This is a genomic window from Pseudarthrobacter leeuwenhoeki, assembly GCF_055412885.1.
Genome location: NZ_JBVAYY010000004.1, coordinates 53,954 through 72,511 on the forward strand (window position 1 = coordinate 53,954; position 18,558 = coordinate 72,511).

An 18,558-nucleotide genomic window follows, 5' to 3' on the forward strand; every position below is an offset into this window, starting at 1 on the left:
AGCTGCGTTAAGGCCACATACGGTGTGGGACTACTTGCCCGGCGGCATCACCGGCGGAACGAAGTCGAACGTCATCCCCAGGAGCCAGACGAGCAGCAGCACCACCGGCAGGTGGAAGACGAACTGCAGGAACGTGAAGCCGACCAGGTCGCGGGCCCGCAGCCTCAGCACCGCCAGCAGCGGCAGCATAAAGAACGGGTTGATCAGGTTCGGCAGGGCCTCGGCAATGTTGTAGATCTGCACGGTCCAGCCGAGGTTCATCTGCACATCGGTGGCGGACTGCATCACATACGGCGCCTCCACCAGCCACTTGCCGCCGCCGGAGGGGACCAGCAGGCCCAGCAGGGCCGTGTACAGCGCAATGACGACGGCGAAGCCGCCGCCGCTGCCGATCTCCGTGAAGAACTCGGCCAGATGCGCGGAGATGGTCATGCCGCCGTGGCCGGTGGCCTTGGTCAGGATCGCGGCCATCGCGGCGTAGAGCGGGAACTGGACCAGGATGCCGGCCGTCGCCGGGACGGCCTTGGTGACGGCCTGCAGGAAGTTCCGCGGGGTGCCGTGCAGCACCAGGCCGAGAATGAGGAAGACCAGCAGGTAGCCGTTGAGGCTGCTCACGACGGTGAGGAAGGGCTTGGTCAGGAACTGCGAGACCAGCCAGCCGAGCGTCAGGATGCCGGCCAGAATGGGCAGGATCATGCTGTATTCGAGCCATTCGCCCGGGCGGGAGCGCGGCTCCGGTTCGCTCGGTTCGTCGTCGAGGTCGACGCCGAGATCCTCCGCGGTGCGGATGGCGCCGCCCTCGGGTGCCGAGAAGTGCGCGATCACCGTGGTGAGGGCCATCAGGATGGCCAGGGTGAGCAGCGACTGCCAGGTGAAGATCGTGGTCCCGAAGTCCAGGATGCCGGTGATCTTCAGGAGGGCCGGCGGCAGCGAGGCCGCGGTGGCCTGCAGCTGCGCCGCGGAGGAGGACAGGCCGAGCGCCCAGACGGCGCCGAGGCCCATGAAGGCCGCGGCGCCGAGCGCGCGGTAGTCCACGCTCAGGTCCTTGCGGCGGGCGATCGCGCGGGCCAGCAGGCCGCCGAAGATGAGGCTGAGGCCCCAGTTGAGGAAGGACACCGACATGGACATCAGCGCCACGAAGCTCACGGCCGTGCGTGCGGTCGCCGGGATGAGGGCCAGCCGGTTGATCAGCCGGGCCACGGGCGGGGAGGTGGCCACGACGTAGCCGGTCAGCACCACCATGGCCATCTGCAGGGTGAAAGCGGTCAGGTCCCAGAATCCGTTGCCGAAGGAATCGGCGATCGCCTGGGGCGAGGCGCCGATGGCCAGGGCGGCCACGGCGATGATCATGACGCCGGCCAGGGCGAAGATGTAGGCGTCCGGGAACCATTTCTCGGTCCACGCCGCCATCCGTTGGGCTATGCGGGCGAGACCACGTTCTTCACCGATTCCGCTTTGTGTCAGGACTGTGTTTGCCACAGAGGAGTACCTCTCCATTGAGTGCGATTTTGTACCCGTTGGAGTTTAGTCAGGACGATCGTGGTAACCGGGCTTATCGGCGCCGGCCGCCGGCGCGCCGCGGACCCTCGGCCTCGTCCAGGCGCTGGCGTTCCTCGTCGGTGGGTGCTCCGCCGCCAAGGTCCGCCGGCATCCACCATGCGCCCGGGGACGGCGTCAGGGGAAAGTCCGCGATGCAGGCGTCGATCCCGGCCTGGAGGATCCCGCGCAGCGCTTCGGTGGCTTTCCGGGCGTCCTGGGCCGGGTCAACGGTCACCGGTTCGCCGACATGGATCCTGACCGGGGCGCGCCAGGCGCGGGCCGGGGAGAAGCCGTGGCGGCGGGTCATCAGCCGGTGGGAGCCCCAGACGGACACGGGAATGATGGGCACCCCGGCCTCCGCGGCCATCCGCACGGCCCCGGTCTTGCATTCACGCACGCGGAAACTGCGGCTGACGCCCGCCTCCGGCAGGATCGCGATGTACTCGCCCGCCTTCAGCCGGGCGACGGCGGCGTCATAGGCGTGGGATCCCGAGTCGTACCCCACCGCGACGTGCCCGGCGGCGCTGACCGCGGGCCCGGCAAACCAGTGGTCGGCGGCCGCCTGGGTGACCAGGAAGCGCATCTGGGCCTTGGCATAACACCACAGCAGCAGCTCGGCAAACACGAAGTCGAGGTACCCGAAGTGCGTAATGGCGACGACGGCGCCCCGGCCGGGGACGACGCGGCGGGACGCACCGCGCGGGGCACCGTTGCCGGGCTCCGGTGCCCGGAGGTGCCCGCCTCCGGAGACGATGACCTGGATCCGGAACAGCCCGCGCAGCGCCAGCCCGGTGCGGACAATGACGCGGTAGAAACGGTCGCTGGGCCGGGGCCGCCACGGCATCCTAGCGACCGCCTGGCTGGTGCCGGCCGGCCCGGTGACCGCCGGGCCGGTGACCGCCGCCGCGCGGCCTGCGGGGCGGGAGGGGCAGGAAGCCTGAGGTGGATTCCACGTATTCCCTGTAGCCGGGGCGGGCGGACATGGCCTTCTCGGTGAGCGGCTTGCCGGATTTGCCGGCGAGCAGCCAGATCATCAGGGCGGGGGAGAGGACAGTCAGAACCCCTGGCCAGGAATCAGCGGCGACGAGGAAAATCCCGGTCCACACGGCGGCGTCGCCGAAGTAGTTCGGGTGGCGGGTGTACCGCCAGAGCCCGGTGTTGAGCACGGTGCCGCGCCTGGACGGATCGGCCTTGAACTGCGCCAGTTGCCAGTCGCCGACCGTCTCGAAGACGAAGCCGACCACCCACAGCAGCACGCCCAGCCAGGCCAGCCAGCCGAGGCCCCCGGTGCTGAACATCCCCACCTGGACGGTGAGCGAGACGAAGAACAGGATCAGTCCCTGCGGCAGGTAGACCTTGCGCAGGGCGAGGACGTTGCGGGACCCGGGGGCGGAGGAGAGCAGGTCCACGTACCGCGGATCCTCGTGGCCACCACGGGCCCGGAGGCCGATGTGGAGGGCAAGGCGGATGCCCCAGACCGCCACGAGCGCCAGCAGCAGCAGGCGGCGGCCGCCGTCGCCGTCTCCGGCCGAGAGGAACCAGGAGATGGCGGCCACGACGACGAACCCCAGGCCCCAGACGGTGTCCATGACGGAATGGCGGCTCTGGCGGACGGCGACGGCGAAGGTGAGGCCCAGCAGCACCACCAGGCCCGCCGCCACCCACGGAAGGCTGGCCAGGAAAGCCCCCAACGGGAAGACACTGAGCGGAAAGTCCGGCATCACAGCACCACCGGGAGGCTGGCTCCGGCGGCGGGCAGGAGGCTGCGGAACGCGTCGGCGCTGCCGCGGAGGTCGCGGCCTGAACTGACGGCGAAGTTTGCGAGGATGAAGCCGTTGGCCAGCGAGTTCCACAGACCCACCCGGCGGAACATAAAGTGCCCGGCACCCTTGAGGGCGACGTAGTCCACGGACTTAGCGACGCCGTCGGCCCGTCGGGCGTAGGCGAGCGAGTTCGCGGGGCTGGTCCAGCGGTCCTCGGTGCCATGGACAATCAGGATCCGGCGGCCCGCCACGGGCTCCACCGGGGTCTGGACATCGAGCCAGGGCGCCAGGGCGACGACGGCTTCCACCTGCGGGTGGTCCGCGACACAGAGTGCTGTCAGGCCGCCCATCGAGTGGCCGAGAAGGTAAACGGGGACGCCGGGGTGTTCGCGGCTGATGTGGGAGAGCGCCCAGCGGGCGTCCTGGACGGGGGACATGTCCTTCCCGTTCCAGCCCCGGTAGCGGTTCCGGAGGGTCCAGACGGCCAGCCCGTGGCGTCCGCTGCCGTTGTGGAGTGCCCGGGCGAAAGGCAGCATCCGGGCGGGACTCAGGTGCCTGCCGCGGACGGATTCGAAGCTGTTGGAGCGCCCGCCGTGCAGCACCAGGGCGACTCCCCGGGTGTCCCCGCGGGCCCCGGCAATGCTCAGCACAGCCTTGGCGTCCGCCCCGGGACCTGCCGGCTCAGGTTCGCGGTCGTCGATCTTGCGTATGGCCACGCCGTGTCCTCCACATCTTGTCCGTCAGTTCCAACCTTAGGGCGCAGGGCCCGCAGTGAACATTCGGAGCGGCGGACCCGAAAGATTGGGGGCGGACCGGTGGCGTGCGCCTCGGGTTGTTCCGGGTGCCTGCGCGGTCCGGCGCGCGCCTGCGCGGCGCCGTCGCACGCCTGCGCGGGCCCCGGCGCGTCATGCGTCAGGACGGGGCCGCGAAAGGCCGTAAGGTTTCCGGCATGAGGTTGAACTGCTGATGGGCGCCGGACATTCACACACCGCGCAGGGACAGGCGGATCCGACGCCCCAGGCGCTCGCCGCACGGAAAAAAGCCAACCTCATCCTCGCCGCCATCCTGATCCCGCTGACGCTGCTGACCCTCGTGGCGATGGCGCTGCTGTGGCCCTCGGGCAGCAAGGAGGGGATCACGCTCGCCAGCCCCTACGCGGCCGCGCCGGGCGTCACGTTCGACACCGGCAAGATCCAGCGCGTTGTCACCGGCAGTTGCATGGACGCCCTCCCGCAGGGACAGGCCGGGGCGGATGCGGCCCCGCAGCAGGGATCGGAATGCACTTTTGCGTTCACGGACCCGGACAAGGGCGGCAACCCCGTCAAGGTCGTCATCAACCCCGACATCGCCACATCCCACGGTGTGAAGGCCGGCGACAACATCCGCTACCTGAACCTCTCGAGGGTCCAGGGCGCCGGGGCCCAGGGCACGCCGGGCTATGTCTTCGTCGACTTCGTCCGGACCCTGCCGATCATTTTCCTCGCGGTCCTCTACGCCGTCGTCGTGATCGCCGTGGCACGCTGGCGCGGGCTGCGCGCACTGATCGGGCTGGTCGGCGCCTACGGCGTGCTGGTGTCCTTCATGCTCCCGGGGCTGGTGGAGGGCAAACCGCCGCTCCTGCTGGCGCTGGTGGGGTCCACGGTGATCATGATCGGGGTGCTCTACTTCGCCCACGGCTTCTCCGCCCGGACCTCGACGGCGCTGCTGGGCACCATGTTCGGCCTGGCGATTACCGCGCTGCTGGCGGCCTGGGCCACCGACGCCGCCAACCTCGCCGGCGTCGGCAGCCACGATTCCGCCTCCCTGGCGAACATCTCGGGCAACATCTCCATCTCCGGCATCATCCTGTGCGGGCTCATCATCTCCGGCCTGGGCGTCCTCAACGACGTCACCATCACACAGTCCTCGGCAGTCTGGGAACTGTGGGAGCTGGCCCCGGAAACCTCCGCGCGCCAGCTTTTCACTTCCGCGATGCGGATCGGCCGGGACCACATTGCCTCGACCGTGTACACCATCGCGTTCGCCTACGCCGGTGCGGCACTGCCGGTGCTGATCCTGGTGATGCTCTACGAGCGGCCGCTCGGTGATGCCCTCACCAGCGCCGAGCTCTCCGAGGAAGTGATCCGCACCCTGGTCGGCTCCGTCGGTCTGGTCCTGGCGATCCCGGTCACCACGCTGATCGCGGTCCTCGTTGTGAAGGCGACCGGGATCAAGGCCCCGGGTACCCCGGGCGGGGGCCGGAGCACCGGCATCCGGGACGCCGTGGCCAGGACTGCCGCCATGGGGAACACCACCGGCGCGGCCGCCGCCGACCCCGACGATGCCTTCGAAGCGGCGCCGGCAGGGCGCCGCGGGCGGCGCGCCGCCGCAGAGGACTGACCCCGGTTTTCCACATGGCAGGCGCTGATCCGGCCGATTTGCCCGGATTTGAGACAATGAAATGGTGACTGTTGTAGCTACCCCTCCCGCCCCCAAGCTGGAACTCCCGCCCCTGAAGCTGGGCCCCATCACGGTGGACACCCCTGTGATCCTGGCTCCCATGGCGGGCATCACCAACTCCGCGTTCCGCAGGCTCTGCCGTGAATACGGCGGCGGCCTGTACGTCGCCGAGATGGTCACGTCCCGCGCCCTCGTGGAGCGGACGCCTGAGTCCCTGCGTATCATCGCGCACGACGACGACGAGAAGGTCCGGTCCGTCCAGCTCTACGGCGTGGACCCCGTCACCGTCGGCCAGGCCGTCCGGATGCTGGTCGAGGAGGACCGCGCGGACCACATCGACCTCAACTTCGGCTGCCCCGTGCCCAAGGTGACTCGGCGCGGCGGCGGCTCGGCCCTGCCCTGGAAGATCGATCTGTTCACCTCGATCGTGCAGACCGCGGTCAAGGAAGCCTCCCGGGGCAACGTCCCGCTGACGATCAAGATGCGCAAGGGCATTGACGAGGACCACCTGACCTACCTCGACGCCGGCCGGATCGCGCGCGATTCCGGCGTCGCCGCAGTCGCGCTGCACGGCCGCACTGCTGCGCAGTTCTACTCCGGCCAGGCCGACTGGTCCGCGATTGCCCGGCTGCGTGAGGCGCTGCCGGACATCCCGGTGCTCGGCAACGGCGACATCTGGTCCGCCGAGGACGCCATCCGCATGGTCCGCGAGACCGGTGTCGACGGTGTTGTGGTGGGCCGCGGGTGCCAGGGCCGCCCGTGGCTGTTCGGCGACCTCATGGCGGCCTTCGAAGGCAGCGACGCACGCTACAAACCGGACCTGCGGCAGGTGGCGGAAGGCGTGTACCGCCACGCGCAGCTCATGGTCGAAACGTTCGGCAACGATGAAGGCAAGGCGCTCCGGGAGATCCGCAAGCACATGGCCTGGTACTTCAAGGGCTACGTCGTCGGCAGTGAACTGCGGACCAGGCTGGCCATGGTGACCAGCCTTGAGGTCCTGCGCGACACCCTGGACCAGCTGGACCTGGACTCGCCCTACCCCGGTGTGGACGCCGAAGGCCCCCGCGGCCGGGCCGGCTCGCCCAAGAAACCCGCCCTGCCCAAGGACTGGCTGCTGGACCGCAACATGGACGCCGAACAGTCGCGTGAGATCAGCCACGCGGAACTGGACGTGTCCGGTGGCTGAAACCAGGACCACCGCCCCCGTGCTCGACGGTTACGTCGCCCGGGACTCCGCCCGCTGGGTGGAGGAACCGCCCAAGTCCACGTACCGCTCCGACTTCGAACGCGACCGGGCCCGGGTGCTGCACTCCTCGGCCCTGCGCCGGCTCGGTGCCAAAACCCAGGTCGTGGCCCCCGACACCGACGACTTCGTCCGGACCCGCCTCACCCACAGCCTCGAAGTGGCCCAGGTGGGGCGCGAACTGGGCCGTGCCCTGGGCTGCGACCCTGACGTCGTGGACACCGCCTGCCTCAGCCACGACCTCGGCCACCCGCCGTTCGGCCATAACGGCGAATCGGCGCTCAACGAGGTCGCGCACGCCATCGGCGGGTTCGAAGGCAACGCCCAGACGCTGCGCCTGCTGACCCGGCTGGAGCCAAAGGTCCTCGCCACGGACGGGCGCCCCGCCGGGCTTAACCTCACCCGCGCCAGCCTCGACGCCGCGGCGAAGTACCCGTGGTCGGCGGCGAACGCGCCCGTCATCCACGGCGAGCGGACCAGCAAGTTTGGCGCCTACGAGGACGACCTGCCGATCTTCGACTGGATCCGCGAGGACGCCCCGGAACTCCGCTCCTGCCTCGAAGCGCAGGTCATGGACCTCGCCGACGACATCTCCTACTCCGTGCACGACGTCGAGGATGCGATCGTCGCAGGGCACTTCCAGCTGCGCTGGATGGACAATCCGGACCACCGTGCCCGGGTGGTCGGCTACGCCAAGCAGTGGTACCTGCCCCGGCACGACCCGGCCGCGATTGATGCGGCCCTGGCCCGGCTGGAAGCCACGAGCGTCTGGGTGCGCGAGGCCGACGGCAGCCGCAAGTCGATGGCGGCGCTCAAGGACATGACCAGCCAGCTGATCGGCCGGTTCTGCCAGAGTGCGCTGGCGTCCACCCGCACTAGTTACGGCCCGGAGAACCTGACCCGCTACAACGCGGAGCTGATCGTTCCGGACGAGACCGTGATGGAAATCGCCGTGATGAAGGGCCTGGCCACCACCTTCGTGATGACCACCGAACACCGGCAGCCCATCTACGAACGCCAGCGCGAGGTCCTGCACGCCCTCGTGACGGCCCTGAGCGCCACCGGGGACCGCCACCTGGAGCCGATGTTCGCCGCCGACTGGCGCGACGCGGGGGACGACGGCGCGCGGCTGCGGGTCGTGATCGACCAGGTGGCGTCGTTGACCGACGGCTCCGCGCTTGCCATGTACGAGCGGCTCGTGGGCAGCCTGCCGTCGCTATGGTGACGGGACTGGTGACCTTGCCCGCAGTGCCCTGCTCTGCGCTGATCCTGCCGGGGCGCAGGACTAGGATGGCACTGTGGCCGGCCTGATCAAACGTGAAGACATCGACGAAGTCCGCCAGCGCACGGACATCAAGGAAGTCGTCGACGGCTACGTGACCCTCAAGGGAGCGGGGCTGGGCTCCTTCAAGGGCCTGTGCCCTTTCCATGACGAGCGTTCGCCCTCGTTCACCGTCCGTCCCCAGGTGGGCAGGTACCACTGCTTCGGCTGCGGCGAGGACGGCGACGTCATCTCCTTCGTGCAGAAACTGGACCACACGTCGTTCCACGAAGCCGTCGAAAAGCTCGCCGCCCGGATCGGCTTCGAACTCCGGTACGAGGACGGCGGCTCCGGACCGAACCGCGAGGACGTCGGCCGCCGGCAGCGGCTGATCGATGCCCACAAGGTCGCGGACGAGTTCTTCCGCGCCCAGCTGCTGACCCCCGGAGCCACCGAGGGCCGCACCTTCCTGCACGACCGCGGGTTCGACCGCGCCGCAGCCGACCAGTTCGGCGTCGGCTACGCCCCGCAGGGCTGGGACTCGCTGCTCAAGCACCTCCGCGGCCGGGGCTACACGGATCCCGAGCTCAAGCTCACGGGGATGTTCTCTGAGGGCGGGCGGGGGATCTATGACAGGTTCCGCGGCCGGCTGATCTGGCCCATCCGCGACATCGCGGGCGATACCATCGGCTTCGGTGCCCGCAAGCTCTACGAGGATGACCAGGGCCCCAAATACCTCAACACCCCCGAGACAGCGCTCTACAAGAAGTCGCAGGTGCTCTACGGGATCGACCTCGCCAAGCGCAGCATCGCCAAGGACCGGCAGCTCGTTGTGGTGGAGGGCTACACCGACGTGATGGCCTGCCACCTCGCCGGAATCACGACCGCGGTCGCCACCTGCGGCACGGCCTTCGGTACCGACCACATCAAGATCGCCCGCCGTCTGCTCTCCGATGACGGCAGCGGCGGCGAAGTCATTTTCACCTTCGACGGCGACGCCGCCGGCCAGAAGGCGGCGCTGCGGGCCTTCGAGGAGGACCAGCGGTTCGTGGCGCAGACCTACGTGGCCGTGGAGCCCAACGGCGCAGATCCCTGCGAGCTGCGCCAGTCCAAGGGCGACGCCGCGGTCCGGGACCTGATCGCCACCCGCCGTCCATTGTTCGAATTCGCCATCCGTGCCGCCCTGAAACGGCACAACCTGGACACGGTCGAGGGGCGGATCGCCGCCCTGCGGGAATCCGCCCCGGTCGTCGCCCAGATCCGCGACGCCGGCATCCGTCCCGCCTACGCCCGGGAATTGTCGGGCTGGCTGGGCATGCCGGTCGAGGAAGTCAGCCGCGCCGTGGGCGCTGCCGCCAAGCGCGCCGCCCAGGCGCCGTCGGGCGGAGCCGGTTCCGGCCACCCGGGGCAGGGCAACCGGCAGGGCCGCGGCCAGGGCTCTGGGTACCCCGCGGTGACCGGCGGGGGAACGGCCCCGGGGCTGGCTCCCTTGCCGGCGTCGGCAGCGCTGCCGTCCTTCAACCGTCCCGACCCGCGCGACCCCGTGGCGGCGATGGAAAGGCAGTCGCTGGAAGTTGCCCTCCAGCAGCCCGGGATGCTCGAAGGTGAGACCTGGCAGCGTTTCTCCGAGGCGAGGTTCTCAACGCCGGCCTATCTGGCCATCCACGAGGCCATCCGGGCCACCGGCCTGGCGTTCGCGGGTGACCCGGCGCGCTGGGTGGAACAGCTCCTGCAGGAGGTGCCCGAGCCGCTGCGCCCGCTCGTGTCCGAGCTGGCCGTGGTCCCGCTGCCGGCCAGCACCGCCGACGGTGTGCTGCGCTACGGCAGGGACATTCTGGCGCGCCTGTTCGAGCTGCAGATCACCCGGGTCAAGGCTGAAAAGATGGGACAGCTGCAGCGGCTGGACGCGACTGCCGACCCGGAGGAGTTCCAGCGGCTGAACCGCGAGCTCATGCAGCTGGAGATGCAGCGGCGGTCCCTGCGCTCGGACGCCTGACAGCCCCGGCCTGGTTGTCCCGCGGTTGTCCCCTGGTTGTCCCGCCGGGGCTAATTTCACTTCCCGGCAGGGTGTTTGCTAGGCTTGTATCCGCTTCATTCCTCCTTAGCTCAATTGGCAGAGCATTCGACTGTTAATCGAAGGGTTGCTGGTTCAAGTCCAGCAGGAGGAGCGCGCAGTCCCCGTCCCGGGTTACCGGGACGGGGACTTTTCTATACCCGGAGGGGGTATTGGCGGTCAACGGCGGGGAGGACGGCGGGCCGATTTCCTAAGCGGCAAAACCTTTGCTAATGTCGTACCTGCTTCATTCCTCCTTAGCTCAATTGGCAGAGCATTCGACTGTTAATCGAAGGGTTGCTGGTTCAAGTCCAGCAGGAGGAGCGGACAGGTCCCGCAGCCGGTAAATACCAGGCTGCGGGACCTTTTTTGTGCCCTCCTACGGCGGCCCGCTGTGTGCCCAGCCGAAGTACAGCTCCGCCCGGAGGCGCTACCCCGCCCGCAGGGGGACCTGCCCTGCGGTGGGCTGTGCGGATGGACATGGTGCCCAGATGCCCGTTCCTGCGCGCTAAGACTGGGCATGTCCTTCCGGTGCGCGCACGCTGCCTCCACCCGCCGGGGGACATGCCCAATGCTCAGGTGGTTGCGTGGACATGGTGCCCACATGCCCACCCCTGCGCGCTAAGACTGGGCATGTCCTTCCGGGGTGGTGGGGGGCGCGGGGGTGGCTACTGGATCGGCGGGACCGTGCGGGGCCTGACGACCAGCCAGAGGGCGGCTGCGGCCAGGAAGATGCACGCGGCCTGGACGGCGCCCATCGGGGTGGATGACGTGACGCCGAACCAGCCCACCACCGGCGAGACGAGGCCTGCCATCAGGAAAGTGGCGGCACCGAGCAGGGAGGCCGCGGTCCCGGCCTGAGCGCCGTGCTTGGCGAGCGCCAGCACCTGGACGCAGGGGAACGTGAAGCCGGTGCCGAGGATGTAGAACCACAGCGGAACCATCACGCCCCACAGACCGAAGCCCAGCTGGTCGAAGAGCACGATCAACAAAGCCATCAGGAACATCCACGCCGTGGAGCAGGCCAGGATCCACTGCGGCGGGACCTTGCGGATGAGCCTGGAACTGGTTTGCACGCCCGCGACGATGCCCAGCGAATTCACGCCGAAGAGCAGGCCGTACTGCTGCGGGCTGAAGCCGTAGACGTCCTGGAACAGGAACGGCGACGCGGACAGGTACGTGAACAACCCGGCGAAGTTCATTCCGCCCACCAGCAACAGCCCCACAAAGATCCGGTCCGCGAACAGGACCCCATAGCGCTGGCGGGCGGTCATGCCGGTTTTCCCGCGTAGTTCCCGGGGCAGCGTCTCGCGCACCACGAAGATCGCGGCGATGAGGACGCACATGCCGTAGCCGGCCAGGAAGAAGAAGATCCCCGGCCACGGCATGAACAGCAGCAACTGGGATCCGATCACCGGAGCGAGGATCGGCGCCAGGCCGTTCACCAGGGCCATCCGGGAGAACATCCGCACCATGGCTAAACCGCTGAACAGGTCCCGCACCATCGCCATGGCCACCACGCTGCCGCCCGCGGCGCCGATGCCCATCATTACCCGGAAGAAGCCCAGGGTCGCGATGTCGGTCGACAGGGCCGCCCCCAGGGAGGCCACAATGTGCACCGCCGTGGCAAGGATCAGCGGCATCCGCCGGCCGAACTTGTCGCTCAGCGGGCCCACCACCAACTGGCCCAGCGCAAAGCCGAGCGTGGTGCCGGTCAGCGTCAGCTGCACGGCAGACTCCGAGACGGCCAGGCTCTCCTCCAAGGCCGGGAAAGCCGGAAGATACAGGTCCACGGTGAAGGGGCCCAGAGCAGTCAGGGCGCCGAGCATCAGAATGTAGAGGAGCTTGCGGCGGCGGCTCAGGGAATCGCCCGGATTCGTGGGTGTAGTCACAGGGGTCAATCCTAGGGGGACGATGGTCCGCCAAGTCTGCGGCGGAGGGCGCGCCACAGCCCGCGCACGCGCGGCGGCCGGGAGCCTGAATGGTAGTTTTGACACCGGGGTGTGCGTGAAGCTGCGCAGACCGGCAAGCCCGCGGAAGCGGAATCACAGACGTAACCAGTTAGGCGGGACCGATGAGCGGTCGTCACAGCGGCGGGACAAGCGGGGGGCTGCGCATTTCCGCGCTGCCGAGGACCCTGAAACTGATCTTCAAACTGGCTCCGCGGCAGCTCAATGACGAGATTGCCCTAGCCAAGGTCGAGATCAAGCGCAAAGGTATCCAGGTCGGCGTTGCCGCCGCCTTTCTCGCCGTCGCGCTGATTTTTGTTGCTTTCCTGATCACCGGCCTCATCGTTGCCGCCATCATGGGGCTCGCGACGATCATGCCCGCCTGGCTCGCGGCCCTGCTGGTCTGCGGCGTCTTCCTGCTGATCGCCCTGATCGCCGGCCTGCTGGGGGTCGGCAGGTTCAAGAAGGCCATGCCACTGGTTCCGGAAGAAACCATCCGGGGCCTCAAGCACGACCTTGGCATCGCCAAGGAAGGCTCCGCGTTCGATCCTGCCGTGCTGGATCCGGAATCCGAGCAGTACAAGGCAGCCAAGGCCGCCAAGGCAGAAGCCGCCGCCAAGGCCCAGGCTGAGAAGGAAGCCAAGAAGGCCGCCGGGCCGGACTTCGGTCCGCCGCCCACCGAAGAGGAACTGCGACGCCGGCTGGACCAGCGCCGCACCCACCTCACCGGAGTCCGCGATGAACTCAACGCGGAGCTGGACGTCAAGACCCAGTCGCAGGCGCTCCTGGCCGTGGCCCAGGTGAAGCTGCAGGACGGCAAGGAACAGCTCAGCGGCAAGGTCGCCGGTGTCCGGGACGCCGCCAGCCGCCGCGCGCAACGGCAGGCAGCGGCGGCGGGCGCCGGTGTTGACAGCGTGGCAGAACAGCTGGGCCAGCGGTGGAAGCCGCTTGTCGCATTCACCGCCTCAGCCGCCGCCCTCGTGTTCCTGCTGCGCAAACTGATCAAGGGCTAGGTAGCCCGCTGAACTGCAACGAGCGATCGTTGCCGGCCACGGAAAGGGGGACTGGATGAGGTTCATCGGCGCCGGTTCCCGGCCTGGTCAGCCCCAGATTCACCACAACAGGGTTTTCACGATCCCCAACGTGTTGACCGTGGTGCGGTTCTTGGGCGTACCGCTCTTCATCTGGCTCGTACTCGGGGTGCAGGAATACGGCTACGCCGCCCTCGTCCTGGCGATCATGGGCAGCACGGACTGGGTGGACGGCTACGTCGCCCGCCGGTTCGACCAGATGTCCAACCTCGGGCGGGTCATGGATCCCATCGCCGACCGGATGTCGCTCATCGCGGTTGCCGTGACGCTCGTGATCGCCGGCGTCGTGGAGTGGTGGTACCTCGCGGCGCTGTTGATTCCCGATGCCATCCTGCTCGCCCTGTCGCTCTATTATTTCCACGGCCACCCTGACCTCCCGGTGAGCCGGATCGGCAAGATCCGGACTGCGCTCCTGCTGGTCGGCACGCCGCTGCTCGTGCTCTCGAAGCTCCCGGTCCCGGGCACCGAGGTGTACCTCACCGCCGCCTGGATCTTCCTTGGGCTGGGCCTCGTGGGGCATTGGATCGCGGGCTACAACTACTTCTGGGCCATCATCCGCAAGGGCAGAAAGCTCAAGAGCGGCGAGCCCGACGTCGACGGCGGCACCCTCTGATGGTGTGGTTCGCCGTGCTGCTTGCTGTACTGGGTGCATGTTGCCTCGCGTTCGGCGCCCAGCGCCAAGGCAGTGCGGTCAAGGCGGACACCGGGGGACTGGCGCTCAACAAACACGGCATGCTCCGCCTGATCCGCAACCCACGCTGGGTGTTCGGCCTGCTGCTGCTGGCCGTTGGCATGGCGTTGAACGCCGTCGCCCTGGTCATGGCACCACTGACCGTGGTCCAGCCGATCGGGGCGATCGCCCTCGTGATCACCACGATCGTCAACGCCAAGGACCAGGGGCTGAGCATCAACCGGGCCACGGTCGTGGCCATCTCCGCCTGTGTCACCGGCTCGGCCCTGTTCGTCATTCTGGCGGTCACCGTGACCCAGGAAACCCACCAGGTCAGCTCCTCCGACGAAGTGATCATCGTGCTGCTGCTGGCGCTGACTGTCGGACTGTTCGGGACGCTGGCCCTGGTGTTCAGGCACCGGATGAGCGCCTTCATCTATATCCTGGGCGCGGGCATCCTGTTCGGCTTCGTCGCCGTTTTGACCCGCATCATCGGCAAGCACCTGCTGGAGCCGAATGGCCTGGGCATCGCGAATGTGCCGTGGTACTCGGTGGTCGCGATCGTTGCCGCCGGCGTCCTTGGCTCGTGGTTCGTCCAAAACGCCTACTCCGGCGGCCCGCCGGACCTCGTGATTGCCGGGCTGACCGTGATCGACCCGATCGTCGGGATTGCGATCGGCATCACCATCCTTGGCGAGCTGCGCCCCGATGTCCACCCCGTGACGGCGATAGCGATGGGGGCGGCCGGTTCGCTTGCTATCGTGGGAGTGATCGCTTTGTCCAGGCACCATCCCGAAGTCATCAAGCGCAAGAAGGACGCGCGGAAGGCCGCGGGGCGGGTGCCGCAGGACGTCAACAGACCTTTACAGTAGGCACGGCACGCTTGCGCCGACAGCCAGTCGGCCACCATGAGTCCCAGCTGCCCGCACCATGACCACCAGGAGCTTTCCACGTGACCATGCCTGACAACCAGCACCCGCTGACCATCCTGATTGCCGCCGACACGTACCCGCCCCACGTCAACGGTGCAGCCATGTTCGGCTACCGCCTGGCCAAGGGCATGAAGGCCCGCGGACACGATGTTCACGTCCTGGCCTGCCGACCGGACAAAGGCAAGAGCTACACCGAGTTCAGCGAGGAGGGTACGGTCCACCGGATCCGCTCGCACTCAGTCCCCACGCACGAATACTTCAGGATCACCCTCCCCTGGGAAATCAAGAAGGAAATCAGCCTGCTGTTCGACCGCATCCAGCCCGACGTGGTGCACATCCAGAGCCACTACATGATCGGCGAGCACGTGCTTTACGAGGCCGTCAAACGCGGAATCCGGATTGTGGCGACCAACCACTTCATGCCTGAAAACCTGAACCCGTTCCTGCCATTCCCGCAGTGGTTCAAGGACATCGTGGGCCGCGTTTCCTGGAAGGACATGGGCAAGGTCATGGGTCAGGCGGACGTCGTCACCACCCCGACGCCGCTGGCAGCCAAGGCGATGCACCAGCACGCGTTCCTCCGCCATGTCCTGCCGCTGTCCAACGGCATCGACTCCGCGGCCTACGAACTCAAGCCCGGGGAAGAGCTGGAGCGCCACCCGAACCCGACCGTGCTGTTCGTTGGCCGGCTCGCCGAGGAGAAGCACATCGATGTCCTGGTCGACGCCGTCGCCAAGACGCCCCGGGAACTGGACGTCCACCTCGAAATTGTCGGCGGCGGGGAAGTGCGCCCGGCCCTCGAAGCCCAGGTTGCGCGGCTGGGGCTGCAGGACCGGGTCACGTTCCTCGGCCTGGCCAGCGACGCCGATCTCCGCCAGGCCTACCTGGCGGCGGACCTGTTCTGCATGCCAGGCACCGCTGAACTGCAGTCGCTCGTGACTCTGGAAGCGATGTCCGCCTCCACTCCGGTGCTGCTCGCTGACGCCATGGCGCTGCCGCACCTGGTGCGCGACGGCGAGAACGGCTACCTGTTTACGCCCAATGACAGCGATGACCTCGCAGCCAAGATGGTCCGCGTGCTGTCGCTCCCGGATGATGAGCTGGCGGCGATGGGCAAGGCGAGCCGGGGCTTGGTGGAGAACCACAGCCTGGAACGCACGCTGCGTTCCTTCGAGGAACTGTACCGCGGGGCCAGCTACGACGACCTCGCTGTCTGAACCGGGGCACTACTATTGCTAGAGTGATTTTCGCCCGGAAGCGTTCCGGCCCCGCGCGGGCCGGAACGGTTGCCGGCCGCAAGGGGCTATAGCTCAGCTGGTTAGAGCGCGGGACTCATAATCCTAAGGTCCTCGGTTCAAGTCCGAGTAGCCCTACATTTCCGCGGAACCCTGTGAGGGAGCCGCATTCACGGGAGCCGTGGCTGACGCTGCACGTCGGCCCGGCTCCTTTGGTTTGGCCGGCTGGTTTGTCTGGGGGAGTTTCGTCCCGGGCCGGCCCGGGCCGGGCTGGCGCCGAAACCCTGGCCCGGCGAGCGAATGCGCCCTGTTTTTGACCCTCCGCATGACCTCCATCACTTGCGGTGTCCGCCCGAACTGCGGTAAGTTACTCGCGAGTAACATACCGGCGCAACGCCCGCGTTTTCCTGGTCGCTGCTGATCCCACGTGAAGGAACACCATGTCCAAAGCTGACATCGACATCAACAACCTCCCTTACGCCGACGGCGACTTCTTTGCGTTCGAGCAGCTGCTCACCGGCAAGGAGCGGGACCGGCTCGCAGAGGTCCGCGAGTTCCTGGCCCGCGAGGTCAAGCCGATCGCCGTTGACTGCTGGAACCGCGCCGAATTCCCGATGGACCTGATTCCGAAGCTTGCCGAGATCGACCTGGTCAGCCCGGTCCGGAGGCAGGGCTACTCCAACCTCTTCGCGGGCCTGCTGCACGCCGAGACAACCCGTGCCGACACCTCGATTGCGACCTTTATCGGCGTCCACGACGGACTCTTCACCGGTTCCATCGAGGCGCTGGCTTCCCAGGAGCAGCAGGAAGCGTGGCTGCCGGACATCTACTCGCTCAAGAAGATCGGCGCGTTCGGCCTCACCGAACCCCTCGGCGGATCCGACGTCGCGGGTGGCACCCGCACCACAGCCCGCAAGGAGGGGGACAGCTGGATCCTCAACGGAGCCAAGCGCTGGATCGGCAACGCCACGTTCTCCGACTGGGTGGTCATCTACGCCCGCGACCTCGCCGACAACCAGGTTAAGGGCTTCCTTGTGGACACCAAGACCGAGGGCTACAGCGCCACCAAGATCGAGAACAAGATCTCGCTGCGCACCGTGCAGAACGCCGACATCACCCTCGAGAACGTCGTGGTCCCGGACTTCTTCAAGCTCGCAAACGCCAACAGCTTCCGCGACACGAACAAGGTCCTCAAGGTCACCCGGCTGGCTGTTGCCTGGCAGGCGGTCGGCCAGCAGCTCGCCGCCTTCGATGTCGCCCGCCGCTACGCCGTGGAGCGCAGCCAGTTCGGGCGCCCGATCGCCTCCTTCCAGCTGGTGCAGCACCAGCTCGTGCAGATCCTTGGCAATGCTGTCAGCTCGATGGGCATGATGGTTCGGCTCGCCCAGCTGGAGGATTTGGGCCAGGCCAAGGACGAGCAGTCAGCCCTGGCCAAGGCCTTCACCACGGCCCGCATGCGCGAGAGTGTGGCCCTGGGCCGCGGCATCCTCGGCGGCAACGGGATCGTGACCGACTACGAGATGGCCAAGATCTTCTCGGATGCCGAGGCCATCTACTCCTACGAGGGCACCCACGAGATCAACACCCTCGTCACCGGCCGGGCGATCACGGGCATCTCCGCGATCGTCTAGGAAACGGCCCCACGGCGCACGGCGGCCCCAAGACGCCCCGCGCCCGGCAGCCGGCAGCCGGCACCACGGCCCGCGGCCCTTCGTCCTGAACCGCCCGCCGCGCCCCTATCCGGGTGCGGGATCAAGGGGAGGCAGCAGCACGGAGGGCCGCAGGTCTGTCACGAAGGCCAGCGGATTGAGGTACTCCTCGCCGCGGCGGACGCCCCAGTGGACGCAGGGCGCTGGTGTGCAGTGGCCGGGCTGGATCCACCCCAGGACATCCCCCTCCGCGACGGCGGCGCCCGCCGCAAGATCGCTGCGAACCGCCTCGAAGCTGCTCCGCAGCCCGGCGCCATGGTCGACGGTGATGAGCGCACGGTCCACCACAATGCCGGAAAAGCTCACCTTTCCGGACGCCGGCGAGGTGACCGGGGCGCCGTCGTGCGATGCCCGGAGATCCACGCCGCGGTGACCGCTCAGCCACGGTCTTGCCGGCGGATCAAAGGCGCGCAGAACAGCTGGCCGGGGATTCAGCGGCCAGCTCCATCCGGCGGTCACCATGCCGGGGCCGGTCGCGGAGCCGGGATCCGGTCCTCGGCTTGCGGACACCGCAACAGGGGATAACGCCAGAAGCAGTGCGGCAGCAGGGACGGCAACATACGCCGGAGTTTTCATGAATCAAGCCTGCTGCTGGCGCCGGATCGACGAAAGCGCCCGCCCGGCGTATGTGGATAAGCGCAAAAGGCGGCACGCGGACAATGCCGCCGGCCACC

The 18,558-nt window shown here is 68.0% G+C and carries 15 protein-coding genes and 3 tRNA genes; 12 read left to right on the forward strand and 6 right to left on the reverse strand.

The genetic code is table 11. The features are described from left to right. Nucleotides 1-30: 30 nt before the first annotated feature. The 4 genes from ACZYX4_RS04495 to ACZYX4_RS04510 all read right to left on the reverse strand — a co-directional run bounded on the left by ACZYX4_RS04495 (nt 31) and on the right by ACZYX4_RS04510 (nt 4,012). A complete protein-coding gene (locus ACZYX4_RS04495) occupies nt 31-1,479 on the reverse strand; it encodes a short-chain fatty acid transporter (protein ID WP_463874019.1) in 1,449 nt (482 codons plus the stop codon). A 73-nt stretch (nt 1,480-1,552) separates the two neighbouring features. Next, nucleotides 1,553-2,383, reverse strand: coding sequence for a lysophospholipid acyltransferase family protein (locus ACZYX4_RS04500; protein ID WP_463874020.1), 831 nt, complete (start codon nt 2,381-2,383; stop codon nt 1,553-1,555). A gap of 1 nt (nt 2,384) precedes the next feature. Continuing rightward, a complete protein-coding gene (locus tag ACZYX4_RS04505) occupies nt 2,385-3,260 on the reverse strand; it encodes a DUF1295 domain-containing protein (protein ID WP_463874021.1) in 876 nt (291 codons plus the stop codon). Next, nucleotides 3,260-4,012, reverse strand: a complete 753-nt coding sequence (locus ACZYX4_RS04510) for an alpha/beta hydrolase (protein WP_463874261.1) — start codon at nt 4,010-4,012, stop codon at nt 3,260-3,262. Before ACZYX4_RS04510 ends, ACZYX4_RS04505 begins: the two co-directional genes overlap by 1 nt. A 256-nt stretch (nt 4,013-4,268) precedes the next feature. Between ACZYX4_RS04510 and ACZYX4_RS04515 the strand changes: the two genes are divergently transcribed. The 6 genes from ACZYX4_RS04515 (at nt 4,269) to ACZYX4_RS04540 (ending at nt 10,622) form a co-directional block, all read left to right on the forward strand. Then, entirely contained in the window at nt 4,269-5,681 is a 1,413-nt protein-coding gene (locus ACZYX4_RS04515) for a YibE/F family protein (RefSeq protein WP_463874023.1), read from the forward strand. 64 nt (nt 5,682-5,745) lie between these two features. After that, complete coding sequence (dusB, locus tag ACZYX4_RS04520; protein WP_463874024.1) at nt 5,746-6,927, forward strand: tRNA dihydrouridine synthase DusB; 1,182 nt, start codon at nt 5,746-5,748, stop codon at nt 6,925-6,927. After that, nucleotides 6,920-8,209 carry a deoxyguanosinetriphosphate triphosphohydrolase gene (locus tag ACZYX4_RS04525; RefSeq protein WP_463874026.1) on the forward strand — a complete coding sequence of 430 codons (1,290 nt, stop codon included), beginning with the start codon at nt 6,920-6,922 and terminating at the stop codon, nt 8,207-8,209. The genes dusB and ACZYX4_RS04525 overlap by 8 nt, the downstream gene beginning before the upstream one ends. 73 nt (nt 8,210-8,282) lie before the next feature. Beyond that, on the forward strand, nt 8,283-10,241 hold the full coding sequence (dnaG, locus tag ACZYX4_RS04530; RefSeq protein WP_463874027.1) for a DNA primase: 1,959 nt from the start codon (nt 8,283-8,285) through the stop codon (nt 10,239-10,241). Between the two features lie 99 nt (nt 10,242-10,340). After that, nucleotides 10,341-10,413 (forward strand) — tRNA-Asn (locus ACZYX4_RS04535). A gap of 136 nt (nt 10,414-10,549) precedes the next feature. Then, nucleotides 10,550-10,622 (forward strand) — tRNA-Asn (locus tag ACZYX4_RS04540). Between the two features lie 344 nt (nt 10,623-10,966). Here the strand turns inward: ACZYX4_RS04540 and ACZYX4_RS04545 are convergent. Continuing rightward, the gene (locus ACZYX4_RS04545; protein WP_463874028.1) at nt 10,967-12,190 is read right to left on the reverse strand and encodes a multidrug effflux MFS transporter; all 1,224 of its coding nucleotides are present in this window, start codon (nt 12,188-12,190) and stop codon (nt 10,967-10,969) included. Nucleotides 12,191-12,372: 182 nt separating this feature from the next. Here ACZYX4_RS04545 and ACZYX4_RS04550 point away from each other — a divergent pair, with 182 nt between their 5' ends. The 6 genes from ACZYX4_RS04550 (at nt 12,373) to ACZYX4_RS04575 (ending at nt 17,806) form a co-directional block, all read left to right on the forward strand. Continuing rightward, nucleotides 12,373-13,260, forward strand: a complete 888-nt coding sequence (locus ACZYX4_RS04550) for a phage holin family protein (RefSeq protein ID WP_463874029.1) — start codon at nt 12,373-12,375, stop codon at nt 13,258-13,260. A 55-nt stretch (nt 13,261-13,315) separates the two neighbouring features. Further along, entirely contained in the window at nt 13,316-13,951 is a 636-nt protein-coding gene (locus ACZYX4_RS04555; protein WP_463874031.1) for a CDP-alcohol phosphatidyltransferase family protein, read from the forward strand. Continuing rightward, complete coding sequence (locus tag ACZYX4_RS04560; RefSeq protein WP_463874032.1) at nt 13,951-14,880, forward strand: DMT family transporter; 930 nt, start codon at nt 13,951-13,953, stop codon at nt 14,878-14,880. Before ACZYX4_RS04555 ends, ACZYX4_RS04560 begins: the two co-directional genes overlap by 1 nt. Nucleotides 14,881-14,960: 80 nt before the next feature. Beyond that, nucleotides 14,961-16,157, forward strand: a complete 1,197-nt coding sequence (locus ACZYX4_RS04565; protein ID WP_463874034.1) for a glycosyltransferase — start codon at nt 14,961-14,963, stop codon at nt 16,155-16,157. A gap of 82 nt (nt 16,158-16,239) precedes the next feature. Then, nucleotides 16,240-16,313, forward strand: a tRNA-Ile gene (locus tag ACZYX4_RS04570). A gap of 302 nt (nt 16,314-16,615) precedes the next feature. Beyond that, nucleotides 16,616-17,806: an acyl-CoA dehydrogenase family protein gene (locus ACZYX4_RS04575; protein WP_463874035.1), complete on the forward strand. Its 1,191-nt coding sequence runs from the start codon at nt 16,616-16,618 to the stop codon at nt 17,804-17,806. Between the two features lie 105 nt (nt 17,807-17,911). On the opposite strand, the gene ACZYX4_RS04580 is transcribed toward ACZYX4_RS04575, so the two are convergent. After that, nucleotides 17,912-18,460 (reverse strand): M23 family metallopeptidase, encoded by a 549-nt coding sequence (locus ACZYX4_RS04580; protein WP_463874036.1) that lies wholly within the window; start codon nt 18,458-18,460, stop codon nt 17,912-17,914. Nucleotides 18,461-18,558 lie beyond the last annotated feature (98 nt).

What these genes read in the sequence shown, in the direction of transcription:
- ACZYX4_RS04550 (WP_463874029.1), top strand. Translation starts at nt 12,373, where the DNA reads ATGAGCGGTCGTCACAGCGGCGGGACAAGCGGGGGGCTGCGCATTTCC.
- ACZYX4_RS04555 (WP_463874031.1), top strand. Translation starts at nt 13,316, where the DNA reads ATGAGGTTCATCGGCGCCGGTTCCCGGCCTGGTCAGCCCCAGATTCAC.
- ACZYX4_RS04580 (WP_463874036.1), bottom strand. Translation starts at nt 18,460, where the DNA reads ATGAAAACTCCGGCGTATGTTGCCGTCCCTGCTGCCGCACTGCTTCTG.
- ACZYX4_RS04515 (WP_463874023.1), top strand. Translation starts at nt 4,269, where the DNA reads ATGGGCGCCGGACATTCACACACCGCGCAGGGACAGGCGGATCCGACG.
- ACZYX4_RS04560 (WP_463874032.1), top strand. Translation starts at nt 13,951, where the DNA reads ATGGTGTGGTTCGCCGTGCTGCTTGCTGTACTGGGTGCATGTTGCCTC.
- ACZYX4_RS04575 (WP_463874035.1), top strand. Translation starts at nt 16,616, where the DNA reads ATGTCCAAAGCTGACATCGACATCAACAACCTCCCTTACGCCGACGGC.
- ACZYX4_RS04505 (WP_463874021.1), bottom strand. Translation starts at nt 3,260, where the DNA reads ATGCCGGACTTTCCGCTCAGTGTCTTCCCGTTGGGGGCTTTCCTGGCC.
- ACZYX4_RS04500 (WP_463874020.1), bottom strand. Translation starts at nt 2,383, where the DNA reads ATGCCGTGGCGGCCCCGGCCCAGCGACCGTTTCTACCGCGTCATTGTC.